Genomic DNA, 20,050 nt, shown 5'->3' with positions numbered 1-20,050 from the left:
CCTAGCCCTTACTGGGCCTAGGCTTAAGAAAAATATAATCATGTGGGCATTAAAAGTTTGCTCTAAAATTTTCAAAAAAGTGATGTTAGTTTAAAAAACCATCGCTCTTGATAATAACAATGAAAGAGGATGATATTGTGAATAAATCTCAATTAATCGATCAAATCGCAGCTGATGCTGACATTTCTAAAGCGGCTGCAGGTCGTGCACTAGATTCATTCATCGAATCTGTATCTGGCGCGCTAAAAGATGGCGACTCAGTTGCACTTGTAGGTTTTGGTACTTTCTCAGTACGTGAACGTGCTGCACGTTCAGGCCGTAACCCGCAAACTGGTGAAACTATCCAAATTGCTGCTGCAACTATTCCAGCTTTCAAAGCCGGTAAAGCGCTTAAAGACGCAGTAAACTAATCACTGTTTTAAACACATTAGTTATGGCGAGTGTAAAGTTACTGATTCACCACAACAGATGAGTTAAGTAACTTTTCCGCCAGTTACTTCAAGTGAAAAAGCGTATCTGGTAAGATACGCTTTTTTTACATGTGACAAGGTAAAATACCTTGATCAAAAAGAGATAAACAAATGCTTGAGAAAATCAGAGAAGGTTCGCAAGGACCTGTAGCCAAAATAATTTTAGGCGCGGTGATTTTATCTTTTGCCTTAGCAGGGATCGGTAGTTACTTAGGTCAAACCACAGAACAACCCGTTGCTGAAGTAAATGGAATTAAAATTAGTCAAACCGATTTTAACCGTGCTTACCAAAATGAACGTAGCCGTTTAGAGCAACAATTTGGTGAATACTTTACACAAATTGCAGCTGATCCAAATTACATGGCACAAATTCGTCAAGGTGTAGTTGACCGCTTAGTACAACAAGAATTGCAATCACAGCTAGCGGCTGATTTAGGCCTTCGCGTAAGCGACGAAAGTGTACGTAAAACAATTTTAGAATTACCATATTTTCAAATTGGTGAAAAATTTAATAACGACCGTTACCTACAAGTAATTCGTCAAATGAATTTTCAACCAGATGCTTTTCGTGAATATTTACGTAAAGATATGACACGAAGCCAGGTAGTATCTGCTGTTGCAGGTACAGACTTTGCCCTAGAGAGCGAGCTGAAAAGCGCAATTGCTCTTCAGCAGCAAACTCGTAGTATTGATTACGTAGTTGTAAACAAAGAGGCACTTGCCGCGAATGTTGAAGTATCAGATCAAGAAGTATCTGATTACTACGACTTAAACGCATCTCAATTTTTATCTCCAGAGCTTATCTCAGTAAGTTACATTGAGCTTAAAGCAGCAGATATCAATGTTGAATCGGTAACCGAGGATGACGTTAAAGCGTATTATGAGCAAAACAAAGCACAATACGTTGAGCCAGAAAAGCGTCGCGTATCACATATCTTAATTGATAACAGTGAAGACGATGATGCAGCAAAAGAAAAAGCCAATGCTCTTCATGCACAGCTAGAGCAAGGTGCAGACTTTGCTGAGTTAGCACAATCATCGTCTGACGATATCGTTAGTGGCGAAATGGGCGGCGATCTTGAGTGGATTGAGCGTGACGTAATGGACCCTGCATTTGAAGACGCGGCTTTCGCGCTTGAAAATAAAGGTGATATTTCTGACGTTGTTACTTCTGAGTTTGGTTATCACATAATTAAACTTACTGATATTCAACCACAACAAGTTAAAGCGTATGACGATGTTAAAGCTGACTTACGTGCTGAATTAGAACAAGCTGAAAAAATAGATGCATTTTACGAAAAGCAAACTGAAATGGGTGCACTTGCATTTGAAATTTCAGACCGCTTAGATGATGCTGCAGAAGTTGCTGAAGTGGAAGTTAAATCTACACCTCTTTTAGCACTTACTGCTCTACCAGAGCCGTTAAACAGCCCTGCAGTTGTTACAGCATTAACATCAATTGATTTACTTGAAGATAAAGTAAATTCTGAAGTTATTGAGCTTGGTGATGAGCATGCAATCATTGTTCGTATTAACGAGCACAAAGCTGCTGCTACTAAGCCGCTGGATGAAGTAAGCGAGGAAATTAAAGCGCGTTTAGTTAATGAAAAATCATCTGAGCTTGCTAAAGAAAAGGCACGTAGCTTATTTGCAGAAGTACAAGCAGGTAAGAGCTTAAACGATGTTGCTAACGAGCAAAGCTTAACACTTCGCCAAGAAGCGCAGTTAACACGTCAAAGCTACACTGTTTCACCTGCTATTGTGACTCAAGCTTTTAAAATGGCTCACCCAGCGGATTCTGCGGTAGTCGATCTCGTTAATTTAAATAATGGTGATGCAGCAATTGTTGCGCTTAAGTCGGTAACAGATGCACAAGTTGCAGCTAATATTGACCCTCAAGCAAAACAAAGCATTACTATGGCGCAAGCAAATAAAAACTACATGGTATTTATTGAAGCGCTTAAAGCCAATGCTGAGCTTAACTTACCAACGGCTACACAAACTGTTGAGTAATTAATTTTAGCTCATAAAGAAAGGCGCTTTTAAAGCTGTCTCTTGATCACAAGTCTGACTCAAGAGATTTTGCTAAATCGTAGCCTTCCAGGATGGCTTGTAACTTAAGCCATCCTTTCCATAACACTTTCACAGATGCACGCCCTGTGCGCTTGGTATCTTTCCAGCCTCCTAACTTTGCCAGTTCCTGATACGCCCATGACATATTTGGAGCAGTTTCAGGCAATGGTGTTTTTATTCTCTTTAACCACAATAACTTCCATGCTTTGGGAGATAACAGTTGTTCACAACTTGGAGAATCAGGCTGCTCATTGGTGAACTTTAGTTGCAATATTCGCGTCGCAATAAAGCCATTAATCGTCACCAATCTTTCCATGTTATCTTGGCTTTGAAGGCGTAAACTTTCGATATCCGTACCATCACTTTTCCAGACTTTATGGTATTCCTCTACAAGCCAACGGTGCTCATAGTAGGTGATGATAGCTAAGGCGTCTTCTTTGCTGGTGACTGGTTCACTGGTTAATAGGTGCCAGCTTAAGCCGTTCTTAGCGTTTCCTCGCTCTGTACAGCCGACATAGTAAACTGGGAGGGAGTGTCCTTTCTTATTGTAAGGCGCTTTGAGTGTCACTGGCGCATAGGTGATATCCAGTGTTGCGCTTCGGGCTTTTCTTCCTCCTTTTTGTGCAATGTGGATGTGTTTGGTGCCTGCACTCATCAGCTCGCTTGCAAACGCATAGAGCTTATCCTCACCTTCTTCAATATGACGACTTTGCATCGAGCGTACGACGAATCGTTGCTGCTCGGTCAGTTTATACTGCAAGTATTCGTAGATGTCCGCTTCGCGGTCACACACCGATATCACGTTCGCCATTTGTCCTTGCAGCCGCTCTGCCATCGCTCGTGACGCTGACTCCCACTTGTAACTTTCTTTTTCTTCGTAAGAAGTCGTCGCGTGTTTTTCTCTTTTTCCAATCGTGTTGATATCACGACTCCAGCGAGACTGTTCAATTAATCCCACAACTTGCTTTGTGTCTGGCGCAAACAGTAATACGCTATGAGCTAACAAGCCTCGTTGTTTTGCTCCTCGTCCGACATGACCCAAATCATCTCGAATGGAGGAATGCTTATAAATTAGTGTGGTCGTGTCTTCTAATGCGAGCAATAAGTTATGACTTTTTGCTTGTTCAACCGTGGCTTTAAAGCCTGACTCTGCTATAGCCGTTGCGTCAATATTCTCGTTGCGAATAAAGCGGTAGGCACCTTCCATATCGGCGGGGGATTGAGTGATGTTCACAAGTGGTTTTCCTGGTTCATTTGCAAGCGTTGATGCTAACTTTACCAGACGCGCTGTTCTTCTTGGATCACCTAAGTCCGATTTACCGAATTGTTGTTTTGCCCAATGAGTATGTTCGTTAATCATAATGTGCCCTCAAACAAGATTTGAAGATCTGATCATGACATTGAGATTTAGTTCAAAAAAATCCCCGCTAATTTCTTAGCAGGGATTTGTGTATAAGAGACAGCTTTTAAAGCGCCTTTTTTATTGTCTTTTAATTACCTCTGGCAATAAACTCAATCCGATTGCCGCTAGGCTCTCTTATCATCATATGTTGGGTTGGGCCGTTACCTAAGTTTTCGGGTGCAAACTCTATAATAATATTATTTTGCATTTTTAAGTGTTCATGTAGCTCGCTTAACTTTTTGAAACTTTCAACACTGAGTGCTAAATGGTGTAAGCCCACATTTTCTGCTCGATTAAACTCCACACGTTTTGCATCGTTTTTCACGCGCCATAATGTAATGGTTATTTTATTGTTTGATAAAAATTAAGCAGGATAGGCTGGGTCATTTCCTAGCGTTTTAAAGCCAAGTACATCAGTAAAAAATGCTTCGGATGCATCTAAGTTTGATACGGTTAAACCTAAATGATCAACCCCACCAACCCAATTTGTATCAGCAATAGCTGAGACTGATAGTAGGAGTAATGGGGAAAGGCTAAGTAGTAACTTTTGTTTAAGCATGAGATCTCTTGTTAATTAAATACAATTAACAAGAAGACCTAGTTAAATACGGTTACCTTACAATAAAGTTAGGTATTTATAATCTGCTTTAGCAGCTTAATAAACGCTGCGTTACTTTTGATTGAGGGTTTTGAAAAACATCTTCAGTAGGACCGTATTCAACCACTTCGCCTTTATCAAGTACAACTACAAAATCACTAATGTGACGTACTAAACTTAAATGATGAGTGATCATCACATACGTAAGGCCTGTATCGCGCTGCAGCTTAAGTAACAAGTTTACTATTTGCGCCCGTATAGAGGGATCTAAAGACGAAACAGCTTCATCAAGTACAATCACCTTAGGATCTAAAATTAATGCACGAGAAAACGCTACACGCTGTAACTGCCCCACGCTAAACATATGCGGGTAGTAGTGTTTATGATCGATTAACAAACCCACCTTAGAAAGCGTTGCATCAATCTTTTCAGTGCGTTCACTAGCATCAAGCTCAGTATTATATTGCAAGCAATCATCAAGCATTTCGCCAATGGTTAAGCCCGGGTTGAGCGATGCAGCTGAATCTTGAAAAATCATACGAATATGGCGACATTGATTATCGCGTACGCCATTATCTTCGATAATATTATTCTCGAGCAAAATTTGCCCGCTATCAGCGCTATCAGCTCCTGAAAGTAGTTTTGCCAACGTACTTTTACCTGCGCCTGTTTCGCCAATTATGGCAATGCTTTCACCTTTACCTACGCAAAATGAAATGTTTTTAAGGACTTCAAACTTTTTACGTGAAAAAAGCCCAGCTCGTACATTAAAGGTTTTACAAAGCGCTTGTACTTTTAACAGTGGCTGCATTACTTCATGTCCTTAATTAACGGAAAGTGACACGCATAACTATGCCCATGATGCTTAGTCAGGGCTGGCGTAACAACACAGGCTTTTTGTGCTTGTGGGCAACGCGGCCCAAGGCGACAGCCAATAGGCAAATGTTGCAAAGTAGGGATAGTCCCTTTGAGCGCATAAAAAGGTTCTTTATGTGCTAAGCCTTGCTCGTAGTCTGGCAAGCTTTTTAGTAATGCTTGCGTGTATGGATGGCGAGGCTGTTTGAATATTTCATGGGTTGGGCCTGCTTCAACCATTTGCCCGCAATATAAAACATGAATGCCATGCGACCAATGTGCAATCTCTTCAAGTTCATGAGAGATCATTAAAATAGACATATTTTTAAGTTGGTTTAAGCTTTTTAGTAATCTAAATACTTGTGCGCGAGTTGTGCTCTCAAGCGCTGTAGTTGGCTCATCTGCTATCAATAGCTTTGGAGTGCGGGCAATGGCCATTGCAATCATTACTTTTTGACATACGCCTTCTGAGAGCTCATGAGGGTAACTACTTAGTACTGCTTCGTGGTTTTTAATGCCCACTTTATGAATAAGCGCTTTTACTCTGTCTTTTCTCTCGCGGTTGCGCTTTAAAAAGAAACCTTTAGTTGCGACCTCTGGGAGTGTTTCGGCAATTTGGTCAAATATTTTAGCGGTTGGGTCAAGGCAGCGACTTGGATCTTGATAGATCATCGCTATATCTTGGCTTACTATTTTACGGCGTTTCTCTGGGCTTAAACGCATTAAGTCTACGCCGCGCCAATGAATGCGATCTGCTGTTATATCCCAGCGCTCGTTTAATACACCAATAATCGCTTTTGCTATTAGGCTTTTACCAGAGCCAGACTCGCCTACAAGCGCATGTACTTCGCCTTCTTTTAAGCTAAAGCTCACTCTGTCTACGGCTCTAATTACAGTTTCAGAGGTACGTAGTTCAATTGTTAAGTTACGAACATCGAGTAATTGCATTTAATCAGCCTTACGTGCTTTTAGCACTTGTCGCAGGCCATCGCCTACTAAATTAGTAGATAACACGGCTAAAAATAACAGTACACCAGGTAGTGCTACAGTCCACGGCGCTAAATAAATAAGGCCCAGATTTTCGGCTAATATTGCGCCCCATTCGGTCGTTGGTGGTTGAGCCCCTAATTTTAAAAATCCCAGTGCTGAAATATCTAATATCGCGGTAGAAAGCGCCATCGTGAATATAACCACAATATGCTCATAAATATTAGGGAAAATACCGCGCGATATTATATGCCAATTAGATGCGCCATCGAGTCTAAACGCAGTAATGTAATCTTTACTTAATTCATCAACAATTAGGTTGCGCACCGAGTGAATAAACTGCGGTAGTAACGCTAAAATAATTGCCCATACGGTATTCATTAAACCAGGACCGAGTATGGCGATTATTATTATGGCTAATAACAAAGAAGGAATAGAAAGTGTTATATCAAGCAAATGATTTAAAAAGCTTGAACGCAACCCTTTACTAATCCCTGCAAAAGTCCCCACTAATACACCAAACAGGGTCGTGATTAGGGCAGCTACAACAGAAAGTCCAAATGTATATGTTGCACCATTCATTAAGCGCGAAAGTACATCACGGCCTAAATCATCGGTGCCTAAAATAAAGCGTACATCGCCCATTTCTCGCCATGAGGGCGGTATGAGTAGTGCATCACTATGCTGTTGGTTTACGCCATAGGGCGCTAAAAAAGGAGCTGTGGCGGCCAATAATGCAAACGCCATAAATATCCATAAACCAACCAAAGCTGGGTGATTGTTTTTAAATTTGCGCCAAAATCGCGCAAGTGGCGATTTATTCGACTCTTCAGAAAATAAATTAAACTTTGCCATGGGCCTGATTCCGCGAGAGTGGATCGAATAAAGTGTAAGTAAGCTCAGCAGTAATAGAGGCTAAAATAACAAATAAAGACACCGCCATTAATCCACCTTGAATAGCTGGAAAGTCACGCTGATAAATACTATCGATTAACCATCGGCCAATACCCGGCCAAGAAAAAATAACTTCAGTAATCATCGCAAGTGTTATCAAGGTGCTAAATTGCAAACCAATTTGCTTAATTACTGGTAGTAGTGCATTACGCAGTGCATGGTGCATGATAAGTTGACGGCGGTTTAGGCCTTTTGCCCTAGCTGTTTTAATAAAGTTTTGATCCATTACTTTAAGCATAGACTCGCGTGTAAAGCGCACTAATACCGTGGTTGGATACATGGCCAGTACAATAGTAGGAAGTGTTAAATGGCGCAGTGCATCAACAAAGGCCATCCCTTTATATGGAAATCCAGCGAGAGCAATATCAATTAATATAAACCCTGTACTGGCGGGTATTTCGTAAAGGAGGCCCATTCTGCCCGACATTGGAAACCAGCCAAGTTTTAATGAAAAAACCATTATTAACAACAATGCGAGCCAAAACACAGGCATTGAATAACCTACCATAGTGACAGAGTTTATAAGTTTGTCGGGCCAGCGTTTATGATAGCCAGAGCCTAAAATGCCAGTAGGTACACCAATAACAACCGATACAATTAATGCATATACGCTTAGCTCTAAAGTAGCCGGTAGTAAGTCAATAATATGGCTAAACACGCTGTTACCAGAGGCAAATGAAAGCCCCCAATCGCCTTGAAATATTCTCCCTAAAAAGGCAATGTATTGCATAAAGTAATTGCTGTTGTATAAATATTTATCCTCAAGCTCACTATGCTGTGCAAAGTTACCACTTGGTATGCCACTTAAATTACTTAGCGGATCACCGGGAAATAAATACGCCAGTGAAAACGTAAATACGCTGAGCATTAGTATCATAAAAAAGAACAAACCAAGGCGACGTAAAATATAATCTAAGATCATTATTTTTTCCTCGCATTAGCAAGCGAAATAGCACCAAACGGGCCAAGTGTTATGCCTTCCACATCAGCGCTACTTGCTTGAAAGCGCAGGCCATGAGCAATAGGTAATAACGGCAACTCTTTAATAATTAAGCTTTGTGCATCTTCGTAGTATTTTTTACGTTTGTTTAAATCAGTGGTGTCTAGTGCTTTAGTAAGCAATAAATCAAATTGGGGATTACACCAGTTTGCAGGGTTTTTACCACTAAAAGTAGCGGTGCAACTCAGCAGCGGGCTAAAAAAGTTATCAGGGTCGGGTGTATCTGCGGCCCAACCAAGTAATACACTGTCGTGCCTATGCTCGCCAATACGTTGAATAAACGTATTCCACTCATATTCTACAATACTGACGTTAACGCCTACTTTGCGTAAATCACTTTGCATAAGCTCAGCCATTTTACGTGCGTTGGGGTTATAAATACGACTCACAGGCATAGCCCATATCGTCATATCAAAGCCATTAGGCAACCCTGCTTCAATAAGTAATTTTTTAGCAAGTTCTGGATCAAACGTAGGTATATCTTCTTGTGGCTCAAATGCCCAAGAGGTTGGCGGCAAAATAGATTGTGCGCGAGTACCGTTACCGTAATAAACCGCCTGCATTATTTTATCTACATCTATTGCGTGCGCAAGCGCTTGGCGTACGCGTAAGTCGTCAAACGGGGCACGCTCTGTATTAAATGCCCAATAACCTATGTTTAAGTTTGTTTCTTTTTCGACGTTTATATCATCGCGTTGCGCTAAAATGCTCAATTGTGCACTACTTGGATGAGCCGTTACATCGCACTCTTTAGTCAGCATTTTTGCTATGCGCGTAGTGCCGTTAGGGGTTATATCGTAAACCAATTGCTCAAGTGCAACGTCATGCTTCCAATAAAGTGGGTTACGGTAAAAGCGCACAAGATGATCTCGGCGGTATTCTTTATAAATATATGGGCCGGTGCCAATAGGGTACTGATCAAATAAGTTCTTTTGATTATTATTCTTAAGTTTCATGGCGTATTCTTCTGAAAGCACCACGGCAAAGTCGGTAGCCATATTAGCTAAAAAACTACTTTCAGGATTAAACAATTCAAAACGGACTTGGTAGTCAGACACGCGCACAATTTTGCGAATAAGTTGATCAATTCCTACACTTTGAAAATACGGGTAATCGGCATCGCCCACAAAGTGATATGGATTATATACATCGAATAATCGGCTAAAGGTGAATATAACGTCGTCGGCGTTAAAATCCCGCGATGGGGTAAAATAAGAAGTTGTATGAAACTTTACATCTTTACGCAGGGTAAAGGTAACCGATTTACCATCTTTGCTAATTTTCCAATCGGTCGCCAGCTCACTTTGAAACTCTGCCGTAACAGGGTCAATACTAATTAAGCGGTCGTATAATTGGTTAGCAATTATATCAATAGTTGAACCGGTGGTCGTGACTTGCGGATTAAACGACACAGGGTTAGCTTCAGCGCAATAAACTAAGCCTTGGTTTTTTTCTTCTATGATTTCTTCTTTGCTATCAAGGCAACCAACTAAAGTGGTGGTAAGCAAAACAAGTAATAATTTATGCACCCGCATAACCTCTGACTATTGTTGATCCAACAAGTTGTATTTTTTTAGATAACCACGTAATTGATGATACGTTAAACCAAGTACTTCTGCAGTTTTCTTTTGATTAAATTGGCTATGTTCGAGTGCTTTATTAATCATGTTTATTTCAAAGTCGTTTGAACGCTCTTTTAAGCTGCACGGAAATTGAATATCAACGGCTGAATCATTGCTTGTTTGAGTAATCGGCGGCGCAACAACAATAGGCTCTGCATTAACCGTTTGAGCCGCTACAGGTGCTTTAATACGCGCTTTTGGTCTAAATGGGCTATCGAATGGGTCTAAAATAATCTGGTGAACGGGAATATGTTCACTACCGTGGCGATACAAACTGCGTTCAACCACATTTTTAAGTTCACGAATATTACCAGGCCAGTCATAACTAAGCAGTGTTTCTGTTGCGCTTCGGGTAAAACCGCTAAACAGTTCCCACTCTAAATCGCGCGCCATGTTCATCGCAAACTGCTCAGCAAGAAGCATAATATCGTCTTGGCGTTCGCGCAGTGGTGGCAGGGTAATTACATCAAAGGCAAGGCGATCGAGTAAATCACTTCTAAATTCACCTTGCTCGGCCAAATAAGGAAGATCTTCGTTTGTCGCACACACTAAACGTGTATCTACTTTTACAGTTTGTTTGCCGCCAACACGTTCAAACTCACCGTATTCTATAACGCGCAGTAGTTTTTCTTGTACCATAGCTGAGGTATTAGCTAATTCATCTAAAAACAGTGTGCCGCTGTTAGCGCGTTCAAAACGACCTTCGTGGCGTTTGCTTGCCCCCGTAAAAGCACCGCTTTCGTGGCCAAACAATTCACTTTCGAGTAGGTTTTCGTTAAGCGCTGCACAGTTGAGTTTTACGTAGTTTTGATCCCAGCGTTTTGATAAAAAGTGTAAGCGTGCTGCTATTAGCTCTTTACCTGTGCCGCGTTCACCAATAATAAGTACCGGTTTATCTAAATTAGCCAGTTGCGATACCTGATCTAATACAGACAGAAAGCTATCTGATTGGCCGAGTAAATTATCCTGTTGGCGATATTGGCTCATATTTCCTAACTCTTGGTCATTTTTACTAACAGTTAGTGTATTTCATAAGTAGGGATAACTAAAGAAATTTGTATATTTAGTTTAACGTAATGAAAATAAAGTGTATTTTAACTTTTAAAAAGTTGGCAAGCATATTGATACTAGTTATAGCAGACTAACTAAGTTTTAATTACAGAGGTAAATGTTATGGGAATTTTTTCACGTTTTGCAGATATTGTTAATTCTAATATCAACGCCATTTTAGATAAAGCAGAAGACCCAGAAAAAATGGTTCGTCTGATTATTCAAGAAATGGAAGACACGCTTGTTGAAGTACGTTCTACATCAGCTAAAACATTGGCTGGGAAAAAAGAAATTGTACGCCGCTTAGATACGCTTAAAGCACAGGTAAGCGATTGGCAAGATAAAGCCGAACTGGCTTTAAGTAAAGACCGAGATGATTTAGCGCGTTCAGCCCTACTTGAAAAGCAAAAGTCGGCAGATGCCGTTGCTTCAGTCGCGAGTGAACTTGAACATGTAGAGTCTCATATTGAGAAATTACAGCAAGAAGTAACGACACTACAAGAAAAGCTAGCTGATGCGAAATCTCGTCAAAAAGCAATTATACTTCGCCAACGTTCGGCTGAGTCGCGCCTTGAAGTGAAAAAGACACTTGATAGCTCAAAAGTAGAAGAAGCACTTAACCGCTTTGAACGTTACGAAACCAAAATTGATGGGCTAGAATCTCAAATTGAGTCTTACGATTTAGGCAAAAAGACGTTAGCGGACGAAATTGCTAACTTACAAAAAAATGAAAAGATAGATGATGAGCTAGCCGAACTTAAAAAGAAGCTAGCTGATAAATAATTACATATAAAAATATATGGGGCCCATGTGCCCCAGCTTAAAAACATCAAAACGGATTGTCAGGAGAGGATTATGTTTGATTCAAACGTAATAATTGTACCATTTGTTATATTTATGATTTTTGTTGCTCCGCTGTGGCTAATTTTGCACTACCGTAGCAAAAAACAAGTAAGCCAAGGTTTAAGTGAACACGAGCATCGCCAATTACTTGAGCTTGCACAAAAGGCAGAAAAAATGGCGGATCGATTAGAAACACTTGAAGCATTGCTTGATCAAGAGTCACCACAATGGAGACGCAAAGTATGAGTGCCAAACGCGAATTATTAAGAGACCCACAACGCGGTAAAATAGCTGGTGTATGTGCGGGATTAAGTGACTACTTTAATATGGAGTTATGGTTAGTTCGCATTATATTTGTTAGTGCGGTACTGCTAACGGGTGGCCCATTATTTGTGGTAGCGTATATTGCAGCCTGGTTCATTTTAGATAAAAAAGAGCCTGCAACAGCGCAAACTAATAGCTCAACTAAAACTGACGATCCGCTAGAAGTAAAATTTAAAGTATGGCAAAAGGGCGAGCCGCCGCGCCGCGCATTGCAAGATTTAAAAGAGCGTTTAACGCGTGTAAATACTCGCCTTCAAGATATGGAGCGCCATGTAACTTCAAGCGAGTTTACGGTGAGCCGTGAAATTAACAAACTTTAAAGGATTTAATAGCACCTTATTTGCAGCGTGATAAATTACGGCAAATTAGGTGCAAGACACTTTATGAGCCAATCATTTGCAAAAAAGACCTTTAAAAGCATTAAAGGCAAAGCACAAAAAGCCCTTCATCGCAGTTTAGACCAACACGTAAAGCTTGCTGTAACTGGCCTAAGTGGTAGTGGTAAAACAGCCTTTATTACCGCGCTTGTTAAACACTTAACAACCCAAGCAGACGATAAAAACTTGCCTTTTTTTGATGTAATGCGCGAGCACCGCCATGTGGCCACTAAAGTTGTGCCGCAAGAGGCGTTAAAAGTCCCTACGTTTAATTATACCCGCGCGCTAAATTCATTATTACCAAGCGATGGGGTGCCTACATGGCCTGCATCTACCGAGCGTATTAATACGCTGCGCTTGGCAATAAAGTATCAAAGTAATGCAGGGCTGCGCGGCCACTTTTCGCCGCAATCAACGCTTTATTTAGATATTATTGACTACCCGGGTGAATGGCTCCTTGATTTACCTATGCTTGAGCAAAGCTATGCTCAATGGTGCGAGCAGCAATATCCGTTATTAACTCAGCCTTCGCGCGTAAACACATCAACTGATTTTTTAATGGCCGTTGAGCAACTTGACTTAAACGCTCCCGTTGATGAAAACGCACTTGCTCATATTGCTCAGCTTTATCAAAGCATGTTGGTAGGGCTTAAAAAAGACACCAAACTCGCCATGTTACAACCTGGGCGCATGCTAATGCCTGGCGACTTACAAGGCGCGCCATTGTTATTGTTTTTTCCGGTATCGGGTAAAATAAACAGTGACGATGTCGTTGCGGGTTCTAATTTAGCGCATTTAATTAAGCGTTTTAACGCCTATATAAAAGAAGTTGTAAAACCATTTTATAATGAGCATTTTAGACACTTCGATCGCCAAATCGTACTTGTAGATGTACTTAGTGCTTTAAACGAAGGGCACGAAACACTTCAAGAGCAAAGCAGTGTAATAAACCAATTACTCGCACACTTTAACTATGGTGAGTCAGGCTTTTTTAAACGTTTATTTAAGCCCAACATAGACAAAATATTATTTGCAGCTAATAAATCAGATCATATAAGTGCAAAACACCATAAAGATTTAGCACTACTGCTTGATTCGCTCGTGCATGAGCAAAGTAATCATTTAAAGTTTGATGGTGTAAAAATAGAAACCATGGCTATGTCGTCAATTACAGCAACGCAACCGCGCCAAATTACCGACAAAGGCCAAACGCTTGATTGCATTTACGGTAAACCATTACACGAGCCTGATTGGCTTACGTATTTACCGCCGCAACCTCCCTCGCGGATGCTTAATAAAAATGAGTGGCCAGCACAGGGATTTGAGTTTTTATCGTTCTCCCCAATGCCGAGCCCCGATAAACAACTAAAACATATTCGATTAGATCATGTCATGCAGTACCTGCTAGGAGACAAATTAACATGAGTGAGTCAAACCAACCATTTCAAGCAGGGCGTCGCATAGATACGCAAAGCATTGAGAAAAACGAACCCGTTTTAGCATCTGCAAAAATTATTCAGCACGGGCAAAGTGATTACGAAGAACTTGAAGATGAAGCACTAGAGCCAGAAATAGATCTGGAGCCTGTTTATAAAAAGTCAAAGTGGCAAACGCTCAAAGGTGTTTTTGCCATTAGTTTTATAGTACTGGTGCTTTTAGAGTTTGCATATTCGTTATTATTTGCTTTCGAGCAGTCAATTATTTTAGGCAGTGTTTATTTAACAGCAGTTGTAAGTGGCGTGCTGCTAATAGGGCGCTTATTGTGGCGAGAGTACCGAATGTTGCGCAGTTTAAAGCGTAACCAACTGCACCGAGTTGAAGCCGACAGGCTTTTAAACAGCGAGCAAGTAGGCGGTGCATTACCTTGGCTCGAAAAACTCAATAAACATCAGGAGCTTGATAACTTTGAAACCTTTAAAAATCAAGTAGCGATGCATCACAGCGACAAAGAAATAATGACGCTGTACGCCAACAGTTTATTAATAACCCAAGACACCAAAGCTAAAAAGCTTATAAATCGTTTTGCGACTGAATCAGCTCTACTAGTTGCCCTAAGCCCACTTGCGCTGGTGGATATGATGGCTGTGCTTTGGCGCGGTACTAAATTAATAGAACAAATTGGTAAAATTTACGGCATTGGTTTTGGTTACGCGAGCCGCATAAAGTTATACCGTATGCTGATAAAACAAGTAATGTTTGTTGGCAGTGCAGAGCTTGTATCTGACCTTGCTGCAACTGCACTAAGTGCTGAGCTTTTAGGTAAGCTTTCGGGGCGGGCAGCGCAAGGGGTCAGTGCTGGTATTTTTACAGCGCGTATTGGTTACAAAGCAATGGAGCTTAGTCGCCCATTACCACGGCTTGAAAACAAACGCAGCTTACTAAAAGGCACTGTGCAAAGCATCGCAGGTAAAATTATGAGCCGTAAAAAGGCTGATTCAACGTAGTAAAGGTAGTGGCAATATTTGTGTACAAACGTGCGCTGCACGGTTTTTACACAAATAGCCATCTGAGCATCCGGCATGCTTGCTGTTTGTAAGCGCATACGTTTTGATTGTTGAATCGCAAAAACATAATAATCAAAAAATGAGCCTACAATGAGCAAGCATCATATAAACACCCAGTGTATTCACGGACCACAAAAAGCAAACGACCCGCACGGCGCACTCACTTCTCCTTTGTATCAAACCTCTACCTTTCATTTTGAAAATGCCGCACAAGGTGCTGCGCGTTTTGCAGGCGACGAACCTGGCTATATTTATACGCGCTTAGGAAATCCCACAACTACAGAGCTTGAGCAAAAAGTTGCTCAACTAGAGAGCTGTGAAGCAGCTGCTGCTACCGCAACAGGTATGGGGGCTGTATCTGCCTCAGTACTGAGCTTTTTATCGCAGGGAGATCATCTTGTTGCCTCAAGTGCTTTATATGGTTGTACCTTTGCGTTTTTCTCGCATATGTTGCCGCGCTGGGGAATCGAAGTCACTTTTGTTGATATGACCAACGAGGACGAACTACGCGCTGCCATCAAACCTAATTCAAAAATGATATTTGTAGAAACGCCAATCAACCCCACTATGGCGGTTATTGATTTGGCACTGATTGGCGCAGTTGCTAAAGAACACAATTTAATTAGTGTGGTCGACAACACCTTTTTAACGCCGCTACTGCAATCGCCTAAAAAATACGGCATCGACATTATAATGCACAGTGCGACCAAGTACTTAAACGGCCACGGAGACGTAGTAGCGGGTATTGTATGTGGATCGCTTGAGCACATAACACACATTAAAATGACCGTATTAAAAGATATTGGTGCAACCATAAGCCCACACGATGCATGGCTAATTAATCGAGGCCTAAAAACACTCGCTATTAGAATAGAACGCCATTGTCAAAGCGCACAAACAATAGCGCAATATCTAGAAGCTCACCCACAAGTAAGCACCGTATATTACCCGGGGCTTAAATCGCACCCAGGTTATAAGTTTATTGGTAATCAAATGAAAGCCGCTGGTGGTGTTATTGCGTTTGAAATAAAAGGCACGCTACAAGATGGCGCTCAATTTATTGATAGTATGAAACTTTGTACACTTGCAGTAAGCCTCGGCGACGCTGAAACACTAATTCAGCATCCTGCATCTATGACTCACTCGCCTTATACGCCAGAGGAGCGAGCTGCCGCTGGAATAAGTGATGGGCTGATCAGACTCTCGGTTGGGCTTGAAGATGTTAACGACATTATTAGTGATTTAGACCAAGCCTTTACTAAAATTGGTTAGATGTATTTAATTGTGTACACATAAAAATAACCTGCAGGCCTTTATTTAAGGGGCTGTATTTTTAATGTGCCACAACTGTAATTTTAACTTTACGGTCCAGGTGATCGCGCTAAATACTGATGTTAGCCTATCTATTAAACTTTTCTTCACTTTTGCATAGTATGGGGTCATTCGATATTCATTAGGTTTGAGTATCACACTGACACCGATTTAGGGCTCACACCCAAGAAGGTACTTATGGCTAAAGCAAGTAAATACACATCCAAAACACCAGACGAAAATGGTGTTATACATTGGAGTGATGAAGAAAATAAAATTTGGTCTGAGCTTGTAGCGCGCCAACTTGCATGCATTGAAGGCAAAGCCTGCAACGAGTACATGCAAGGGTTAAAAAAGATTAACCTGCCGCACGACCGTATTCCGCAGTTAAGCGAACTAAACGAAGTGTTGCTGGCCACTACCGGTTGGCAAGTTGCGCCAGTACCTGCGCTTATCGACTTTGATGAGTTTTTTAGATTACTGGCAAACAAGCAGTTTCCGGTAGCTACATTTATTCGTAGCCGCGAAGAATTTGATTACCTACAAGAGCCTGATATTTTTCATGAAATATTTGGCCATTGCGCCATGCTAACTAATCCTGACTTTGCCGAGTTTACACACAAGTACGGGCAATTAGGTTACGCAGCGCAGAAAAAGGACCGCGTATACCTTGCGCGTATATACTGGTTTACGGTTGAATTTGGTTTAATGCAAACCGAAGATGGCCTGCGTATTTACGGCGGCGGCATTTTATCAAGCCCAGGGGAGACTCAGTACGTATACTCAAATACGCCAGAAATCAGCCCAATGAATGTGCTTGATGTACTGCGTACGCCGTACCGTATTGATATTATGCAACCACAGTACTACACCATAAATTCGATTCATGATCTGTTTGATATATCACAAATGGATATTATGACTTTGGTTGAGCGAGCTAAAGAGCTTGGTTTGCACGACCCAAAATTTCCACCAAAAGAAAAATTAGCCAGTTAAATATTAATGCTAAAAAAGCTAAAAGTAAGGATTTAGAATGTCTTCATTAAGTGCACAAAAATGCGAAGCCTGTCATGTAGATGCGCCAAAAGTATCTGACGAAGAGTTAGCACAATTAATTACTAAAATCCCAGACTGGGTACCAGAAGTACGCGACGGCATTATGCAGCTTGAGCGTGTTTATAAATTTAAAAACTTCAAACAGGCTATCGCGTTTACTAACAAAGTAGGCGACATGGCAGAAGACGAAGGCCATCACCCAGGTCTACTAACCGAGTGGGGCAAAGTAACCGTCACATGGTGGAGCCATTCAATTAAAGGCCTACACAAAAACGACTTTATTTGCGCAGCTAAAACAGACGACGTATTTAACGCGCTGTAAACCATACTAATTGAGCAAACCAACAAAAGCACTTACTTTATAAGTGCTTTTTTGGTTTTGGGAGGTTATTAGCGTAGGTTGGGTAGAGTGAAACGAAACCCAACGAATCTTTAATGAACTTATTTACCTCGGTGCTTTTTTTACCACCAATACTTTCTTTCGACCTAGATTAAAAAATTCCTTTTTTCTTTATACGTTTGTATTTTTAGTGATATTTTAGAGCTAATAACTAGCTTCAGAGTAAAAGTTAATGGAAAAGGCGATCAAGGATGACAAGATTTCTGACTTTAGAGATCTAGTAAATTCCAATTCAAGTTTTGTTTATAACACTTATCATAATAAAAATGGCAAAAACCAATGGAATCTAATTTGTTCTTGTATGGATTGGATCACTGTATCTATTAGGTATTTACAACATACCCCAGGGTTTGAGGAAAATATTGATGTGCGTGTAATGCAGATGTTTTCTTTAATTTCTGCAATAGATCTCGTTTCAGAAGCAATAACCCAACTACACCGAGTGTTTATAAACCCGAGGACTCTGCCTTTCTTCGGCGAAAAGGAGTGTTTTACAAATCGTTTATTTGATGAGGACGACAACAGCTACTTCAAATCAATAAGAGCGTCATTTGGTGCTCACCCTGTAAATTTGAATCATTCAGACTGTAAAAGGTTTGCTAGTTGGCCTTATGATGACCACATGGATAATGATGAGCTTACTGTTAACTTATACAGCAATAAAGTGGGTGAGAGTGATTTAGTTATGGTTCTTAACTCTAACGAGCTGTTTTGCTTTCTTCTTAAGAGGTATGACTATCTAGATGTTTTATCTCAAGCAATAACAAAATTATTTAACGATTTTAAGCTGAATTTAACTAGGCAACCTATAGAAACTAAAGCATCCTATTTAGAGCAGTTATATATTTTAAAAAATGAGTCTGAGATAAGATTAAACAATGATTATTATAATGATGTTATTGATAATTTAATTATGGTTTACGAAGCCGAGCCTTTAGAGCCAGATCTTGAAATTAAGGCTGCTAATTACAGAAGGTCGTTAGAGTTATTAATTGATGAACTAAAAATAAACCTCCAATTGATGAATATTATAGATTTAGATAATGACGGACTTCTTGAGCCTAAATCAGATTTAAGTCGAAAGCTAAGTTATGAGTTAGGGAAGTTTTACAGTTGGCTGCATGAGAGTCGCTATGATCCTTTAGCTAATTATTACCTAAAAAGATTTAATGAAGAAACAGACTACATATATGACTTTAAGATAGAAGATCCAGTTAATACGTTATTCATTAAGGCAAAAATAATGCTGCTTGATTGAGAGTTTATTGCCATAAACAAAAAAGCTCTAAACCCAAAGGGCTTAGAGCTTTTCTATGTACAATTAAAGTTTAGCAAAAACACTTTAATTCAACGTATCGTTGGGTTTCGTTTCACTCAACTAACCTACGTGTTACTCATCAATTGAGCGTAGTAGGTCGTTTATGCCTACTTTTTCACGTGTTTGCTTATCTACTTTTTTCACGATAATTGCAGCGTATAGACTGTGGGTGCCATCTTTTGACGGTAGTGCGCCAGGTACAACTACTGCGCCTGCTGGTACGCGGCCGTAGTGAATTTCGCCAGTTTCGCGGTCATAAATACGGGTGCTTTGGCTGATGTAAACGCCCATTGAAATTACCGCGCCTTCTTCAACAATTACGCCTTCAACAATTTCAGAACGTGCGCCAATAAAGCAGTTGTCTTCAATGATAGTTGGGTTAGCTTGTAGAGGCTCTAAAACGCCGCCTATGCCTACGCCACCTGATAAATGTACGTTCTTACCAATTTGTGCACATGAGCCTACAGTCGCCCATGTATCAACCATGGTGCCGTCGTCAACATATGCGCCAATGTTTACGTACGATGGCATAAGTACGACGTTTTTACCTACAAAGCTGCCTTTACGCGCTACTGCGTTTGGTACTACGCGCATACCACCTTGCTGAAATTGCTCTGGCGTGTAGTCGCTAAATTTAAGTGGTACTTTGTCGTAAAATTGGTTTACGCCGTCGTTCATTGGTTGGTTGTCGCGAATACGAAACGACAGTAATACTGCTTTTTTAAGCCACTGGTGTACAACCCATTCACCTGATATTTTTTCGGCAACGCGTGCTGCGCCGCTATCAAGTAAATCAAGTGCGTCGATAATGGCTTGCTTTACGTCGCTAGATACTGTGCTTGGGCTAATGCTATCACGGTTGTCCCATGCGTTTTCGATCATCGTTTTTAAATCTGACATGTGTGT

At 40.8% G+C, this 20,050-nt stretch carries 19 protein-coding genes and 1 pseudogene; 11 read left to right on the top strand and 9 right to left on the bottom strand.

The annotated features are described in order from the left end of the window. Positions 1 to 113: 113 nt before the first annotated feature. Together ABX891_RS12980 and ABX891_RS12975 are read left to right on the top strand one after the other, a co-directional pair. On the top strand, positions 114 to 410 hold the full coding sequence (locus ABX891_RS12980; protein WP_290173982.1) for an HU family DNA-binding protein: 297 nt from the start codon (positions 114 to 116) through the stop codon (positions 408 to 410). Positions 411 to 581: 171 nt separating this feature from the next. Next, positions 582 to 2,483 (top strand): SurA N-terminal domain-containing protein, encoded by a 1,902-nt coding sequence (locus ABX891_RS12975; RefSeq protein WP_354629691.1) that lies wholly within the window; start codon positions 582 to 584, stop codon positions 2,481 to 2,483. A gap of 46 nt (positions 2,484 to 2,529) precedes the next feature. Here the strand turns inward: ABX891_RS12975 and ABX891_RS12970 are convergent, their stop codons facing one another. The 8 genes and pseudogenes from ABX891_RS12970 to pspF form a co-directional block, all read right to left on the bottom strand. Then, a complete protein-coding gene (locus tag ABX891_RS12970) occupies positions 2,530 to 3,903 on the bottom strand; it encodes an IS4 family transposase (RefSeq protein ID WP_024598303.1) in 1,374 nt (457 codons plus the stop codon). A 130-nt stretch (positions 3,904 to 4,033) separates the two neighbouring features. Then, positions 4,034 to 4,504, bottom strand: a pseudogene (locus ABX891_RS12965) (VOC family protein). Between the two features lie 88 nt (positions 4,505 to 4,592). Beyond that, on the bottom strand, positions 4,593 to 5,354 hold the full coding sequence (locus ABX891_RS12960; protein WP_002958339.1) for an ATP-binding cassette domain-containing protein: 762 nt from the start codon (positions 5,352 to 5,354) through the stop codon (positions 4,593 to 4,595). Beyond that, positions 5,354 to 6,346 carry a peptide ABC transporter ATP-binding protein gene (locus ABX891_RS12955; RefSeq protein ID WP_002958338.1) on the bottom strand — a complete coding sequence of 331 codons (993 nt, stop codon included), beginning with the start codon at positions 6,344 to 6,346 and terminating at the stop codon, positions 5,354 to 5,356. The genes ABX891_RS12960 and ABX891_RS12955 overlap by 1 nt, the downstream gene beginning before the upstream one ends. Then, complete coding sequence (locus ABX891_RS12950) at positions 6,347 to 7,240, bottom strand: ABC transporter permease subunit (RefSeq protein WP_002958337.1); 894 nt, start codon at positions 7,238 to 7,240, stop codon at positions 6,347 to 6,349. After that, positions 7,227 to 8,261 carry an ABC transporter permease gene (locus ABX891_RS12945; protein ID WP_002958336.1) on the bottom strand — a complete coding sequence of 345 codons (1,035 nt, stop codon included), beginning with the start codon at positions 8,259 to 8,261 and terminating at the stop codon, positions 7,227 to 7,229. Before ABX891_RS12945 ends, ABX891_RS12950 begins: the two co-directional genes overlap by 14 nt. Next, positions 8,261 to 9,868, bottom strand: coding sequence for an ABC transporter substrate-binding protein (locus ABX891_RS12940; protein WP_354629690.1), 1,608 nt, complete (start codon positions 9,866 to 9,868; stop codon positions 8,261 to 8,263). The genes ABX891_RS12945 and ABX891_RS12940 overlap by 1 nt, the downstream gene beginning before the upstream one ends. A 15-nt stretch (positions 9,869 to 9,883) precedes the next feature. Next, positions 9,884 to 10,948 carry a phage shock protein operon transcriptional activator gene (gene pspF, locus ABX891_RS12935; protein WP_138488751.1) on the bottom strand — a complete coding sequence of 355 codons (1,065 nt, stop codon included), beginning with the start codon at positions 10,946 to 10,948 and terminating at the stop codon, positions 9,884 to 9,886. A gap of 186 nt (positions 10,949 to 11,134) precedes the next feature. Between pspF and pspA the strand changes: the two genes are divergently transcribed. The 9 genes from pspA (at position 11,135) to ABX891_RS12890 (ending at position 19,084) form a co-directional block, all read left to right on the top strand. Next, the gene (gene pspA / locus ABX891_RS12930; protein WP_354629689.1) at positions 11,135 to 11,794 is read left to right on the top strand and encodes a phage shock protein PspA; all 660 of its coding nucleotides are present in this window, start codon (positions 11,135 to 11,137) and stop codon (positions 11,792 to 11,794) included. A 72-nt stretch (positions 11,795 to 11,866) separates the two neighbouring features. Continuing rightward, complete coding sequence (gene pspB, locus ABX891_RS12925; RefSeq protein ID WP_354629688.1) at positions 11,867 to 12,100, top strand: envelope stress response membrane protein PspB; 234 nt, start codon at positions 11,867 to 11,869, stop codon at positions 12,098 to 12,100. Beyond that, the gene (gene pspC, locus ABX891_RS12920) at positions 12,097 to 12,498 is read left to right on the top strand and encodes an envelope stress response membrane protein PspC (RefSeq protein WP_354629687.1); all 402 of its coding nucleotides are present in this window, start codon (positions 12,097 to 12,099) and stop codon (positions 12,496 to 12,498) included. The genes pspB and pspC overlap by 4 nt, the downstream gene beginning before the upstream one ends. Positions 12,499 to 12,561: 63 nt before the next feature. Beyond that, positions 12,562 to 13,980: a YcjX family GTP-binding protein gene (locus tag ABX891_RS12915; RefSeq protein ID WP_354629686.1), complete on the top strand. Its 1,419-nt coding sequence runs from the start codon at positions 12,562 to 12,564 to the stop codon at positions 13,978 to 13,980. Next, positions 13,977 to 14,999, top strand: a complete 1,023-nt coding sequence (locus ABX891_RS12910; RefSeq protein WP_354629685.1) for a TIGR01620 family protein — start codon at positions 13,977 to 13,979, stop codon at positions 14,997 to 14,999. The genes ABX891_RS12915 and ABX891_RS12910 overlap by 4 nt, the downstream gene beginning before the upstream one ends. Before the next feature lie 150 nt (positions 15,000 to 15,149). After that, a complete protein-coding gene (gene megL / locus ABX891_RS12905; protein WP_138488753.1) occupies positions 15,150 to 16,331 on the top strand; it encodes a methionine gamma-lyase in 1,182 nt (393 codons plus the stop codon). Between the two features lie 237 nt (positions 16,332 to 16,568). After that, a complete protein-coding gene (phhA, locus tag ABX891_RS12900; RefSeq protein ID WP_002958327.1) occupies positions 16,569 to 17,366 on the top strand; it encodes a phenylalanine 4-monooxygenase in 798 nt (265 codons plus the stop codon). Between the two features lie 37 nt (positions 17,367 to 17,403). Then, positions 17,404 to 17,748: a 4a-hydroxytetrahydrobiopterin dehydratase gene (locus ABX891_RS12895; RefSeq protein WP_002958326.1), complete on the top strand. Its 345-nt coding sequence runs from the start codon at positions 17,404 to 17,406 to the stop codon at positions 17,746 to 17,748. Between the two features lie 250 nt (positions 17,749 to 17,998). Then, positions 17,999 to 19,084 carry a hypothetical protein gene (locus ABX891_RS12890; protein ID WP_354629684.1) on the top strand — a complete coding sequence of 362 codons (1,086 nt, stop codon included), beginning with the start codon at positions 17,999 to 18,001 and terminating at the stop codon, positions 19,082 to 19,084. Positions 19,085 to 19,216: 132 nt separating this feature from the next. Here ABX891_RS12890 and dapD read toward each other — a convergent pair whose 3' ends face one another. Continuing rightward, positions 19,217 to 20,044 carry a 2,3,4,5-tetrahydropyridine-2,6-dicarboxylate N-succinyltransferase gene (dapD, locus tag ABX891_RS12885; RefSeq protein WP_354629683.1) on the bottom strand — a complete coding sequence of 276 codons (828 nt, stop codon included), beginning with the start codon at positions 20,042 to 20,044 and terminating at the stop codon, positions 19,217 to 19,219. Between the last annotated feature and the right edge of the window lie 6 nt (positions 20,045 to 20,050).

This window comes from Pseudoalteromonas sp. NCIMB 1079 (assembly GCF_040567695.1).
In the GTDB taxonomy this organism is placed as follows: Bacteria; Pseudomonadota; Gammaproteobacteria; order Enterobacterales; family Alteromonadaceae; genus Pseudoalteromonas; species Pseudoalteromonas distincta.
Note: the sequence above shows the minus strand (reverse complement) of the source record. Positions and strands in the feature narration are given on the sequence as shown.